This window comes from Pedobacter sp. MR22-3 (genome assembly GCF_026240075.1).
Classification (GTDB): domain Bacteria; phylum Bacteroidota; class Bacteroidia; order Sphingobacteriales; family Sphingobacteriaceae; genus Pedobacter.
In genome coordinates this window covers 227,224-239,757 of the sequence record NZ_JAPIVF010000003.1, presented here as the reverse complement: position 1 = coordinate 239,757, position 12,534 = coordinate 227,224, and the positions used below count along the sequence as shown (strand labels likewise).

14 protein-coding genes are annotated in these 12,534 nt (G+C 37.8%); 5 read left to right on the top strand and 9 right to left on the bottom strand.

What is annotated here, in order from left to right; genetic code table 11:
* Positions 1-29: 29 nt before the first annotated feature.
* A complete protein-coding gene (gene glmM / locus OQ267_RS08000; RefSeq protein WP_265835486.1) occupies positions 30-1,415 on the bottom strand; it encodes a phosphoglucosamine mutase in 1,386 nt (461 codons plus the stop codon).
* A gap of 391 nt (positions 1,416-1,806) precedes the next feature.
* Here glmM and OQ267_RS07995 point away from each other — a divergent pair, with 391 nt between their 5' ends.
* From OQ267_RS07995 to OQ267_RS07980, 4 genes are all read left to right on the top strand, one after another.
* Positions 1,807-2,538, top strand: coding sequence for a class I SAM-dependent methyltransferase (locus tag OQ267_RS07995; RefSeq protein ID WP_265835485.1), 732 nt, complete (start codon positions 1,807-1,809; stop codon positions 2,536-2,538).
* Positions 2,535-3,098: a phosphatase PAP2 family protein gene (locus tag OQ267_RS07990; protein WP_265835484.1), complete on the top strand. Its 564-nt coding sequence runs from the start codon at positions 2,535-2,537 to the stop codon at positions 3,096-3,098. The genes OQ267_RS07995 and OQ267_RS07990 overlap by 4 nt, the downstream gene beginning before the upstream one ends.
* Positions 3,099-3,101: 3 nt before the next feature.
* Positions 3,102-3,821, top strand: coding sequence for a ZIP family metal transporter (locus OQ267_RS07985; RefSeq protein WP_265835483.1), 720 nt, complete (start codon positions 3,102-3,104; stop codon positions 3,819-3,821).
* A gap of 392 nt (positions 3,822-4,213) precedes the next feature.
* Positions 4,214-4,513, top strand: coding sequence for a Uma2 family endonuclease (locus OQ267_RS07980; protein ID WP_265835756.1), 300 nt, complete (start codon positions 4,214-4,216; stop codon positions 4,511-4,513).
* A 35-nt stretch (positions 4,514-4,548) separates the two neighbouring features.
* On the opposite strand, the gene OQ267_RS07975 is transcribed toward OQ267_RS07980, so the two are convergent.
* From OQ267_RS07975 to OQ267_RS07940, 8 genes are all read right to left on the bottom strand, one after another.
* On the bottom strand, positions 4,549-4,692 hold the full coding sequence (locus OQ267_RS07975) for a DUF5522 domain-containing protein (RefSeq protein WP_265835482.1): 144 nt from the start codon (positions 4,690-4,692) through the stop codon (positions 4,549-4,551).
* Positions 4,693-4,808: 116 nt separating this feature from the next.
* Entirely contained in the window at positions 4,809-5,762 is a 954-nt protein-coding gene (locus OQ267_RS07970) for an exonuclease (protein WP_265835481.1), read from the bottom strand.
* Positions 5,763-5,841: 79 nt separating this feature from the next.
* Positions 5,842-6,456: a dephospho-CoA kinase gene (gene coaE / locus OQ267_RS07965; protein WP_265835480.1), complete on the bottom strand. Its 615-nt coding sequence runs from the start codon at positions 6,454-6,456 to the stop codon at positions 5,842-5,844.
* Positions 6,456-7,403, bottom strand: a complete 948-nt coding sequence (locus OQ267_RS07960; RefSeq protein WP_265817137.1) for a CdaR family protein — start codon at positions 7,401-7,403, stop codon at positions 6,456-6,458. Before OQ267_RS07960 ends, coaE begins: the two co-directional genes overlap by 1 nt.
* A 192-nt stretch (positions 7,404-7,595) precedes the next feature.
* The gene (gene yajC, locus OQ267_RS07955; RefSeq protein ID WP_088300820.1) at positions 7,596-7,916 is read right to left on the bottom strand and encodes a preprotein translocase subunit YajC; all 321 of its coding nucleotides are present in this window, start codon (positions 7,914-7,916) and stop codon (positions 7,596-7,598) included.
* 57 nt (positions 7,917-7,973) lie between these two features.
* Positions 7,974-8,420, bottom strand: coding sequence for a DUF1573 domain-containing protein (locus OQ267_RS07950; protein ID WP_265835479.1), 447 nt, complete (start codon positions 8,418-8,420; stop codon positions 7,974-7,976).
* Between the two features lie 2 nt (positions 8,421-8,422).
* Positions 8,423-9,373, bottom strand: a complete 951-nt coding sequence (gene nusB, locus OQ267_RS07945) for a transcription antitermination factor NusB (RefSeq protein WP_088300822.1) — start codon at positions 9,371-9,373, stop codon at positions 8,423-8,425.
* Between the two features lie 46 nt (positions 9,374-9,419).
* Complete coding sequence (locus OQ267_RS07940; protein ID WP_088300823.1) at positions 9,420-10,508, bottom strand: Glu/Leu/Phe/Val family dehydrogenase; 1,089 nt, start codon at positions 10,506-10,508, stop codon at positions 9,420-9,422.
* A gap of 188 nt (positions 10,509-10,696) precedes the next feature.
* On the opposite strand from OQ267_RS07940, the gene OQ267_RS07935 reads away from it, so the two are divergent.
* Complete coding sequence (locus tag OQ267_RS07935) at positions 10,697-12,487, top strand: ABC transporter ATP-binding protein (RefSeq protein ID WP_265835478.1); 1,791 nt, start codon at positions 10,697-10,699, stop codon at positions 12,485-12,487.
* Positions 12,488-12,534: the final 47 nt, after the last annotated feature.

Here is a 12,534-nt window from a genome sequence, read left to right as displayed (position 1 = left end):
GTTCTTCTAATTATTGCCTTTAATTCCAGTTACAAATGCAATATTTCCTTGATATCAGAAATAATTTTATTTGCCAGACTTTCTGCAATGGTTTCATTTTCTGCTTCGCTATAAATGCGGATAATCGGTTCGGTATTAGAACGGCGCAAGTGCACCCACGTCTTATCGAACTCTATTTTTAAACCATCAATAGTGCTGTAAGGCTGCTTTTTATATTTCTCTTCCACTTGCTTCAACAAATTGTCGATATCCATTTCTGCAGTGAGTGTTATTTTATTTTTAGAGATGTAATATTGCGGGTAGCTACCTCTTAATACGGAAATAGATTTACCAAATTTTGCCAAATGAGTTAAAAATAAAGCGATCCCCACCAAAGCATCTCTGCCATAATGAGAAGCTGGATAAATGATTCCACCATTGCCTTCACCACCAATGATGGCGTTGCTTGCTTTCATTTTATTCACCACGTTCACTTCACCAACCGCTGAAGCATGATATTCAGCGCCTGCTTTTTCCGTTACATCACGAAGTGCCCTGGTTGATGAAAGATTGGAAACCGTATTTCCGGGGGTGTTTCTCAACACGTAATCGGCTACGGCAACCAAAGTATATTCTTCACCAAACATACTTCCATCTTCATTAACAAAACACAAACGGTCAACATCCGGATCTACCACAATACCTAAATCTGCATTTTGTTTTTGAACTTCTTTTGAAATCTCCGTCAGGTTTTCCGGAAGTGGTTCTGGGTTATGCGGAAAATGTCCGTTGGGTTCGCAATATAATTCTGTAACCCTGGCCACGCCCAAAGCCTTTAATAAAGCCGGTACAAAAATACCACCCGTAGAGTTTACAGCATCAATGACAACCTTAAAATCAGCCTTTTTTATTGCTTCTACATCAACAAGCGGCAAAGCCAAAACCTTATCGATATGTTTTTGAAGATAAGTGTCATTTTGAATAACCTTGCCTAATTTATCCACCTCTGCAAATTCAAATGCCGCGCTTTCAGCCAGTTCTAAAACTTCAATACCATCGGCATCGCTGATAAACTCACCATCCGCATTTAATAACTTCAGTGCATTCCATTGTTTGGGGTTATGACTTGCGGTTAAAATGATACCACCACCCGCATGCTCATCAGGTACGGCAATTTCAACCGTTGGTGTGGTTGATAAACCTAAATCGATCACCTCAATCCCCAGTCCCTGCAAGGTACCGATCACCAGATGATTAACCATTTCGCCCGAAATCCGGGCATCACGACCTAAAACAATTCTTTTAACTCCTGTTTTTTGGACTACCCAGCTTCCAAAAGCAGCGGTAAATTTCACTATGTCAATCGGTGTTAAGCCATTTCCAGCCTGTCCGCCTATCGTTCCTCTTATTCCCGAAATCGATTTTATTAAAGTCACTTATTCTATCTAATGTTGAGCATCAAAAATAAGAAAAAAAACAAGATAGCAGATATCCTAACTGCGTTACAGAAGTTAATTTACATTTAGTTTATATCTATTTATACGATGTATTTAGTAGGGATACAACCACTTTCCAGACAAAAAAGACAAAGCATTTGCGCCTCAAGAAATGCGCTAAGGCCTTACTTAAAAAATAATTATGCAATATTGTTGCAAAAAAATCCACATTAGCCATCTGGCAATAGTAAAATCTTATATTTGCAGAAAATTTAGTAATTTAATGATTACACAGGGAATGATATAGATGCTTCGGCTTAAAATTAATCTGCTGCGTTTAATCGAATTTTATCTAAGTTTGCATCCTTTTAAAAAATACAAACAGCTTTTTATGCAGCGCAAATGGTTTCAATATTGGTTTAATTCGCCATATTATCATATTCTTTACCAACAAAGAAATAACGCTGAAGCTGAATTCTTCATTGACAGGTTAACGCTTTTTCTTCAGCCAAAACCCGATTCCAGAACACTTGATATTGCATGTGGCAAAGGCAGGCATGCCATTTACCTCAATAAAAAGGGATTTGATGTTACCGGAATTGATTTATCTGAACAAAGCATTAAGTATGCCCGGCGGTTCGAAAACAACAAACTGCATTTTCTGGTGCATGATATGCGAAAGCTTTTCTACATCAATTATTTTGATATTGCGCTAAACCTGTTTACCAGTTTCGGTTATTTTGATACAGAAAAGGAACATGTTAATGCCCTGAAAACATTCAGAAAATGCCTTAAAGCGGATGGGGTATTGATTCTTGATTACTTTAACACCGAAAAAATTATCCGGAACCTGAACACCTGCGAAGTAAAATCACTGGACGGGATTGCTTTCAATATTTCAAAACACGTAACAGACGGAAAGATCATCAAGAAAATCAATTTTGAAGATAAAGGGAAGACGTATAATTTTGAAGAGCGTGTTCAGGCATTTAGTTTTGAAGATTTTGAGCTGATGATATCATCAGCAGGGATGGTAATCCATCAAACCTTCGGTAACTATGAACTGGATGATTTTGATCAAAACACATCAGACCGGTTAATTTTAATCTGTAAAAAAGCATGATAGAAAGCATACAGCAGTTTGATCTGGCCTTATTTATCAAAATCCACCGGGGGCTTTCCAATGGCTTTTTCGACTGGCTCATGCCACTCATGCGGAACCGGTTTTTCTGGTCGCCACTTTATGTTTTCATCATTGTTTTCTGCATTAAACAATATAAAAAACAGGGCTACTATATTATTGGCATGATCCTGTTTACCTTTGCTTCGGCTGATTTAATTTCTTCGCGTGTGATCAAACCCTGGGTTTCGAGGGTTCGTCCATGCAATGATTTAACGATAGCCAATGACATTATCCACCGTGTTCCCTGCGGAAGCGGTTTAAGCTTTCCTTCGGCACATGCCACCAACCATTTTGCCATTGCTGTATTTTTAATTTGTGTTTTTTATAACCGGTGGAAGCCCATTTTACCCATCGGATTGTTTTGGGCCTTTATCATTAGTTTTGCACAAGTGTATGTTGGCGTTCATTATCCTATTGATGTTACAGCAGGCGCACTGCTTGGAGCATTAATCGGCTTCATCTGTTCAAAAATGTTTAAAAAATTACAACCTGATTTTTAAGCGATGGAAATCTGGAAACTCTGCGTACTTTTCTTCTGCGCCTTTTTAGGCGGAACAGCTATATTTTTGGTTAAAAGCGATAAATCTAAGTTGCTGAAACTGATCTTATCTTTTAGTGGTGCCTATTTATTTGCCATTACCGTATTACACCTCATACCAGATGCTTTTGGCGGGCCGGATAAAAGCGAAATCGGGATTTTCATCCTGGTAGGCTTTCTTTTACAGGTATTTCTGGAACAATTCTCTGAAGGTGTTGAACATGGTCATATCCACAAACACCATGATGGGCATGTATTTCCATTCGGCATTATGATTAGTTTGTGTTTACATGCATTTTTAGAAGGTATGCCTTTGGCAAAAGAACAGCATAATGAACTAATTTTTGGCATTTCCTTACACCATATCCCTGCTGCATTTGCTTTAGGGAGCATTTTAATGCAAAACCATTTCAAAAAAGGAAGTATAATTCTCTATCTGATCATTTTTGCAATTATGGCTCCATTGGGCTTTTATGTCAGTATGGGCTTAAGTAACGGCAGCATTGGCGGTGTGGAGGCTTATTTTAATAAAATTATGGGGGTGGTGATCGGAATATTCCTTCATATATCGACCACTATCTTATTTGAATCCAGTGCCGACCATAAAATCAACCTCCGCAAAATGATCGCTGTTTTATTAGGAATCGGTGTCGCTTTAATAGGCTTCTTTGCAGGGAATCATTAAAATCATACCATCAGCTGGAAAAAGTAACAATAAAAAATCTACAATTTTGATTATCTTGCTTTATGGATGAAATTGTAAATGAACCAGCAGTAGTCTATCACAAAAGACGCTATACTGTTAAGGAATACCTTACGATGGAATAGGTATCACCAATAAAACACGAATATTTTGAGGGTGAAATCTTCCCGCTTCATCAGGAAGATAGTGCGTTAGGTGTAACCTCCATACCTGGTGCGACGCTTAATCATAACTTTATATTCTCGAATACTTTCGGTTTTCTTAGCCAAAAATTATACGGATCAAAGTGTATTCCTTTTGGAAGTAATATGAGAATAAACATTCCCGAAAACACTTTATTCACCTATCCTGATATATCAATCTACTGAAATAAAATCAAGCACCCGGAGGAAGATGAAAATACAACTCTCCTTCCGACTGTTATCATTGAAATTCTTTCTCCTTCTACAGAAGATTATGACAGGGACAATAAATTTAAACTGTATAGAGATATTCCGTCTTTAAAAGAATATATCATGATCGATCCCACAGCGATTTCAGTTGAAGCTTTTTACATTAATGCGCATCAGAACTGGGAGTTAAAGGAATATAAAAATATAGATGAAAATCTGGCTTTCCATAGCCTTGGTTTTAATATACAGCTGAAGGACATTTATCAACATGTTAAATTTTAGGTCAGCAGAAAAAGATAACTGAAATCATAAATCAGCTATTTCTTCACCTTCTTTTTCCCGTAGCCCCAGGGGCAATGCTTACATTTGTTTTTACAGCAATAACCCCGCTTTAAATGATAAGCTTTGGTAAAAACCATCAAACCATCTTCATTAAAATAAAAGTCTTCGCCTTCTTTCATATTTTAAATTTCGAATGAGAGAATGAATGAATGAATGAATGAGAGAATGGGAGAATGAGGGAATGAGATTTTTCAAGTCACAATGCCTTCATTCAATTATTATCTGATTCCTTCAATCAATCATTTTTACTGTTCAGTATTTTAACTTCTAAGTTTCCCTTAAAATAGTCTTTCAGCTGCTTACCGTCACCATGTAATGTCCATATCTGTTTCGGTTTTACTTTTTCGATGGTTTCCAATATGGCTTCCCAATCGGCGTGATCAGATATATATAGTGAAATTCCGTTTTGCTGCTGCAGATTTTTCCACCCTGAAGCAAAAGCCCTGACCACATTAATCGCTTTATGATAACTATGAAAGACCATTGGTGGCACAATATAAACCTGATGCTGCTGGTTATTCTTCATTACTTTACGATCATACATTTTATATTTACCCAGGTTAATGCCATAATCTTCGTAAATGTTCACAAAAGGCATGATGCTATAATGCACCATTATATTTTTAGTTGGGCAGTGATGATTGAGCAATTGAATAATCCTTTGGCTTTTACCTAAAGCATAAGCACCCAGCATAATGTTTGCATTTGTATCATTCAACTTTTCTATTTCCGTAACTGGAGACGGATGTTTGGTATCCGGATTGGCAAAGGTACTTTCTGTAATCAACACATCAGCCTGTACAAATTCGAAGGGTTCGCAGGTTGCATCAGGTTCTATCTTATAATCTCCCGTATAAAGATATTTAATTCCCTGATATTCCATTAAAACCTGTGCAGAGCCCAGGATATGTCCGGCTGAATAAAAGGTGATGGTAACCTCCTTTATCTTAAAGGATTGATGATAAGCTTTGATATAAAAATCTACAGCAGCAAACTTACGGTAACGGTGTTTCATGAACGATTCTGTAGCAGCCGTACAATATACATGCTCACTGCCACCAATGGCATGATCGCCATGGGCATGAGAAACTACTGCCTCTTTTACAGGTTGCTGCGGATCTAAATAAAAGTCTCCGTAAACACAATACAATCCTGTTGGCGTAATGGTAATAAAATCATCTAAAATCATAATCGGGATTAATACTTGTAGAATATGCCACAGATTTGCAGATCGTATTTTTAAATTTCATGATGGGATGGATAAATGATCAGGCTAAACTTGATGCATCAGCTGCTTTTTTCAGAAAATGTTTATGCAAAGCCAGCACCTGTTCAATAATGGAATGTTCCTCATCATTAACCATAAAATGACTGGATAATTTAGCCTTTTGCTCATCAGTAAACTGTTTATCCATTCTGGCCTTCACCTGTTCAGCAGAAACCTGATCACGCTGCATCACGCGCGCTAGTTTCAACGACAGAGGAGCAGTTACCAGAACAGATGTATCGCACATTTTATATGAACCGCTCTCAAAAAGCAGCGCAGCCTCCTTCATAGTATAAGGTACACGCTCATCAATCTGCTTCTCCCAATCGTCAAAAGCCCTGAATACCGCAGGATGAACCAGAGCGTTCAGTCTGGCCAGTTCAGTTTCATGACTGAAAACTATTGCCGCCAGGTGTTTATTGTTGAGTTTGCCCTCTGCAGTATAACTTTCCTCACCGAAGGCAGATTTAATGCCAGCAATCAGTAATTGATCCGTTACCATGATTTCTTTTGCCACCGTATCTGCATAAAACACCGGGATGCCTAAAACTTCAAAAACCTTACAAATGGTTGTTTTACCACTGCCAATTCCACCTGTAATTCCTACTTTATACATTATTTTTCTACTACAAAATCTACTTTTGAAGGATTGATATTGATCAGTTTACAATAATCCGGGAACTCCGTAATCTTCACTGTAAACTGCTTATGCGCTAAATCCTGCCATTCATTCACATCAACGGTTGCAGTAATGAAGTTATCATTTACCTGACTATAATTACCCAAAGCAACTAAAAAAGTTACCTTAATTTTCTTTGGATAAAGCTTGATGCTGTTGTAATTTTTATTATTAATGATTTTTAATGGCACCTCAACAGTCTTTTCTGTAAACTCATCCACCGGAAGTTTCACTTCTACGGATGACGGATAAATGCTGACATTTTTTTGAGGACTATGCTGCAGCCCGATCCTCACGGTTGTACTCCCCTGAATTTTACTCAGCTTTAAGGTATCTGTCGGCCAGATCGAAATTTTGCTTAATTCTTCTGCCGGACCGGCCACTTTTACGTATTGAGGGTTTAAAATGATGTCGCTGGAAATCCCATACTGGCTGATGAAATCGAGCTTGCTGACCAGTTTAATGGAAACCTTCTTTACCGTTCGCTTGGTGAAATCAAAATATAAAGTATCAGGTTTTACAGAAATCACTTTTTGGGTGCTTTCCAGTTGCCTGTTTACATTGTACAACTGATCTGAAAACGTAATAAAATCTTTGGTATTTAACTGGCTTAAGCTCACGGATATGGATGGCGGACTAATCCGTAGCCTGGAGAATATTAATTGCCAGCCTGTTCCTTCTACCTGTAAGTCAACCGTATCTGATTGAAGCGGATAAAATGCCCGGCGGGTAGGTGTATTTTTAAAAACGAGAACTGTTTTAGCCGTATAGATATACTTGTTGTTCAGCGCCATAAAAAGCCATGCCGCAATTGCCAGAAACAAACAGGCCAAGAGTGTAAAAACACGTCTTTTCTCTATTTGGGTTAATCTAATAAAAGGCATATTAATTATCTTAATCTCAATGGATGATGAACCAACTACAACAATACCGCCAAATGTAGCAAAAGTAAACAGGTGCTCAAATAGAAATGGTATAAAGAACCCAAATAGCTGCTGGTTGCATATTTCTAATATTCGCTAAAATAAAAAAACCGTCGATCTGCTGAACGACGGTTTTCTTAAATAATGATGATCTTAAGCCTTAGTTGGTGCGGTTACTGCTTTCGTCGCATCTAATGATACAGCAGATTTATCGAAACGGATTTTTACGCCGCCTTCCACTTCAATTAAAAAAGTAGTGTCGTTCATGTCTGCAATACGCCCGTGGATGCCTGCAGTGGTAATGATTTTATCACCTTTTTTCAGCTCTGCCACTAATTTTTTATGCTCCTTAGCTTTTTTAACCTGCGGGCGGATCATGAAAAAGTAGAAAACTACCATAATTAATACCATAGGTACAATGGTAGTGAGCATGTTACCGCCACCTGCTGCCTGTAAAATTACTGTTGATGTCATTTTTTTATTGATTTGATTTGTATGTTAATATTGGTTCAGCCAAAGTTAGCTGGCTGCTTATTTTTTCTCCCTTACATCACCCACCAGGTGAACGGTTGAGATGGAAGGGTTAGCATTAGAATTAATGGTAATCACTTTATCCTGCATCCCTTGTTTTCCTGTGCTATTAAAAACCACTTTAAGACTACCTTCTTTACCCGGCAAAATGGGGTCCTTTGGTACTTCCGGAACCGTACAACCACAAGTGGCTGTAGCATTTGAGATAATCAGCGGACTTTTACCTGCATTTTTAAATTTAAATTCATGATTAACCTTATCACCTTGTACGATCTTTCCAAAATCAAAAATTTCTCTTTCAAAAACAATTACGGGTGCGTCTGCCGACACTTTAGTGCTGCCTGATGATGGCGCCGTATCTGTGGTGGAATTATTAGCATTGCGGCATGCTGTAAAAGACAATGCGGCAATAGCCAGAATGAATACCTTCTTGAATACCTTCTTCATAATTACTCTTCGATTAATCCGCGACCGATCTTTTTAATGGTATTATTTTTCTTAAGGTCGCCTAAAATTTTGTCTAAAATACCATTTATGAACGAATTACTTTTCGGCGTACTGTAATCTTTTGAAAGCTCTAAATATTCGTTAATGGTCACTTTCACCGGGATAGATGGGAAATTTAACAATTCGCAAATGGCCATTTTCATTAAAATCGTATCCATTAGGGCAATACGTTCAGACTCCCAGTTTTTTGTCCTTTCAGCAATCATTTCCTGGTACTTTGCATCATTTTGCAAGGTATGCACAAAAAGATCCTGTACAAATTTGCTGTCTTCCGTCCAGTCTGCACTGATTTCAGTTAACTTATTTTTGAATGGATCATCGAAGGTAAAATTCTTGAGCGTTTTAGCCACCATGCCTTTCATCACTTCATGATCTACCTGCCAGTTGATAAATTTTTCTTCAAAAACCTGTAAAATAGCCTGATTCTTTAGGATAATTTTTCTAAAAATGTATTTGATGATGTCTTTTGATGATTCTAAACTTTCATTGGGATCAGCCAGATATTCTGCATATTCTTTTGAAGCCTTTAAAGAATTGAATACGGTTTTACGAATTTCCGGATCAAATCCCCAGTCTACCTTGTATTTTTTGACTGCTGATACATATTCAGGGTTTTGCTGCATTAAAACACTAAACTTATTATGAAGCAGTTTTAAATTGGGATTAAGATCATCCGCAGTTTTCAGGTGTTTATTTGCACGCTCTGCAGCGTCATTGGCCGTAAACTCGGTCACTTCTACCATAAGTGATAACATCCAGATGTACATTTCGTACACGCTGTCAATGCTTTGCATCAGGAGTTTTAAATCTCCTTTAATGTCTTTTTTGTCTGCCATGTGCCATGCAAAAATATTTTGCAAAGCTTTGATCCTTAAGTGCCTTCTGTTTAACATGAATGTAAGAACGAGTGGGTTTTTTAAAACCTTTTTTTAATAATTATTAATATGACGATTTAATTTTTTTAATGTCGGCAATCCGTTTTTCAGCAATCCGGTTTGCAGCGATGTTGGTTGATATTTTTTCTGATTTACTCAGTTTGATGACACTTCTTGTGGCATCATAAATATTTTCGGTGAGCTGAACAGTGCGTTTTTTACCAAAACCAGTCCATTCAGAATAGCAGGCAATTAATCCCCCTGCATTAATCAGGTAATCAGGAGCAAATAAAATTCCTTTTTTAGAAAGCAGTTCACTATCCAGAACCTCATCCTTAAGCTGATTATTTGCAGAGCCGGCAATAATGGCAAATTTCATGCGCTCAATGGTTTTGTTATTTACTGTAGCTCCCATGGCACATGGCGCATAAACATCGGCATCAATACCGAATATTTTATCAGCTTCAATGGGCTTTGCTTTGTATTTACGGGCAACGTAAGTGAGTTGTTCCTGGTTAATGTCACTGATCAGCACCTCTGCATTTTCCTTTCTTAACAAGGCCACCAGGTGTTCGCCAACATTACCAATTCCCTGTACTACAATGGTTCTGCCGGCAAGCATATCGGTACCAAAAACTTCCTTTACACTGGCTTTAATACCGAGATAAACACCCTGAGCAGTAAAAGGTGCCGGATTTCCTGCCCCGCCGATGGATTCAGGAACGCCCGTAACATAATTGGTTTCCATGCGGATATACTCCATATCCCTGGTATTGGTTCCCATTTCTTCTGCAGTAATGAACTCGCCATTCAGATTTTTGATAAACCTTCCATAGCTGCGCATCAGCGTCTCCGTTTTATCCTTTCTGGAATCGCCGATAATTACGCCTTTTCCACCACCCAGGTTTAAACCTGTGATGGAAGCTTTATACGTCATTCCTCTTGATAAACGCAAGGCATCTTCTAAAGCTTCTCCTTCGGTGGCATAGCTCCACATCCGGGTTCCGCCCAAAGCCGGCCCTAAAGTGGTATCATGAATGGCAATAATTGCTTTCAAGCCAGTATCCGGATCATTGCAAAAAACCAATTTCTTATGCCCGTAGGCACTTAATTGAGCTAATATGGATGAATCGGACGGAGAATTTGCTGGCATATTTAACGATCGGCTAACTTCCTGCAAAATTAAAATAAAAAAACCATTAATACATGCATTTAACTTAACTATAACAAAATATATTTCGTTCTGATCACATCACAATCGTTTTGCATTTTGAAAACTGATGAGGATTAACAATATAATTATTGAGTTTGAAATCGTGAAATTGCCTAAGTTTGTACCACATGAAACATCTGCGCAGATTAAATAAGTATTTTCTGAAATATAAATGGTGGATTATACCCGGAAGTATTTTTGTAGTCATCTCCAATATTTTCGGTGTTGTTCCTGCCCAGGTAATTGGTTATGCGGTTGATCTGATCACAGAAAACATACAGATCTATAACCTTTTTAATGGCTTTGACCGACAGGAGATCATTTATAGCATATTCAGCAGTAACCTTCTGTATTTTGGGCTATTGGTCATAGCACTATATATACTTAGGGGCCTGTTTCTGTTTTTTATGCGTCAAACCATAATCCTGATGTCGAGGCATATTGAATTTGACATGAAGAATGATATCTATCAGCATTATCAGGAGTTAAGCCTTGGGTTTTACCGCAGAAATAATACCGGCGACCTTATGAACCGTGCTACGGAAGATGTAAACCGGGTTCGGATGTATGTTGGTCCGGCCATTATGTATACCATCAATACCTTTGTTTTATCGGTATTAATTGTATGGTCAATGTTTGATGTAAACTCCAAACTGGCCATTTATTGCCTTCTGCCCCTCCCCTTCCTTGTGGTTATTATTTATTATGTAAATACGCTTATTTTCAAGAAAAGCGGAAAAATTCAGGAAAGGCTTTCTGAATTGTCAAGTTTTGTACAGGAGCGTTTTTCAGGCATACGCATTATCAAGTCCTATGTCAGGGAAGATTACACCCGGAACATGTTTGAGATTCAAAGTAATGATTATAAAAAAGATTCCATGAGTTTGGTAAAGGTTTCGGCGCTGTTCTACCCTACCATGATGCTATTAATCGGATTAAGCACCATTTTAACCATTTACATTGGCGGCATACAGGTGATGAATGGAAGCATCACGGCCGGAAACATTGCAGAGTTTATCATCTACATTAATCAGCTTACATTTCCGGTAACCATGCTGGGCTGGGTCACTTCTTTGATTCAACGTGCAGCAGCTTCGCAAAAAAGGATTAATGAATTTTTAGATATTCCATCTGATATCCAGTCGACAGAACTTAATGCTAAAACAATTAATGGACATATCAAATTCAACAATGTAAGTTTCACTTATCCCGATACCGGTATTGAAGCATTGAAAAATTTAAATTTTGAGATTAAAGCAGGATCGTTTGTGGCCATTATTGGCAAAACAGGTTCTGGAAAATCTACATTGGCCAATTTAATCATGCGCATGTATGATGTTCAAAATGGAGCTATTTTGGTTGATGGTAATGATTTAAAATCTCTCAATCTGAAAAACTACCGCAGCCAGATTGGCTTTGTACCACAAGAGGTTTTCTTGTTTTCTGATACGATAAGAAATAATATTGCCTTTGGTTTAGACCAGGTTACAGATGAAGAAATTTACACTGCCGCCAAAAATGCTTCCGTTTACCACAACATTATTAATTTTGATGAAAAATTTGAAACGATGCTTGGTGAACGTGGCATAACATTGTCTGGCGGACAAAAACAGCGTGTATCTATTGCCAGAGCTTTAATCAAATCGCCTGGAATTTTAATATTTGATGATTGTCTTTCAGCTGTTGATACCAAAACGGAAGAAGAAATTTTAAATAATCTGGGTAAAATGATGAGCGGAAAAACCAGTATTTTAATTGCGCACCGCATTTCTACCATTAAGAATGCAGATAAGATTCTGGTGCTTGATCGCGGAGAAATCATTGAGCAAGGCACACACAGCGAATTACTTAGCAAAAACGGGAGTTATACAGAACTTTACAATAACCAGCTTTTAGAGGAAGAATCACGAAGTATTTAATTTTATTTTGAACTTTAAATATTTGCTTTATATTTACCGAAACCAAA

What these genes read in the sequence shown, in the direction of transcription:
- OQ267_RS07995 (WP_265835485.1), top strand. Translation starts at nt 1,807, where the DNA reads ATGCAGCGCAAATGGTTTCAATATTGGTTTAATTCGCCATATTATCAT.
- OQ267_RS07990 (WP_265835484.1), top strand. Translation starts at nt 2,535, where the DNA reads ATGATAGAAAGCATACAGCAGTTTGATCTGGCCTTATTTATCAAAATC.
- OQ267_RS07985 (WP_265835483.1), top strand. Translation starts at nt 3,102, where the DNA reads ATGGAAATCTGGAAACTCTGCGTACTTTTCTTCTGCGCCTTTTTAGGC.
- OQ267_RS07975 (WP_265835482.1), bottom strand. Translation starts at nt 4,692, where the DNA reads ATGAAAGAAGGCGAAGACTTTTATTTTAATGAAGATGGTTTGATGGTT.
- OQ267_RS07970 (WP_265835481.1), bottom strand. Translation starts at nt 5,762, where the DNA reads ATGATTTTAGATGATTTTATTACCATTACGCCAACAGGATTGTATTGT.
- coaE (WP_265835480.1), bottom strand. Translation starts at nt 6,456, where the DNA reads ATGTATAAAGTAGGAATTACAGGTGGAATTGGCAGTGGTAAAACAACC.
- OQ267_RS07960 (WP_265817137.1), bottom strand. Translation starts at nt 7,403, where the DNA reads ATGCCTTTTATTAGATTAACCCAAATAGAGAAAAGACGTGTTTTTACA.
- yajC (WP_088300820.1), bottom strand. Translation starts at nt 7,916, where the DNA reads ATGACATCAACAGTAATTTTACAGGCAGCAGGTGGCGGTAACATGCTC.
- OQ267_RS07950 (WP_265835479.1), bottom strand. Translation starts at nt 8,420, where the DNA reads ATGAAGAAGGTATTCAAGAAGGTATTCATTCTGGCTATTGCCGCATTG.
- nusB (WP_088300822.1), bottom strand. Translation starts at nt 9,373, where the DNA reads ATGTTAAACAGAAGGCACTTAAGGATCAAAGCTTTGCAAAATATTTTT.
- OQ267_RS07940 (WP_088300823.1), bottom strand. Translation starts at nt 10,508, where the DNA reads ATGCCAGCAAATTCTCCGTCCGATTCATCCATATTAGCTCAATTAAGT.
- OQ267_RS07935 (WP_265835478.1), top strand. Translation starts at nt 10,697, where the DNA reads ATGAAACATCTGCGCAGATTAAATAAGTATTTTCTGAAATATAAATGG.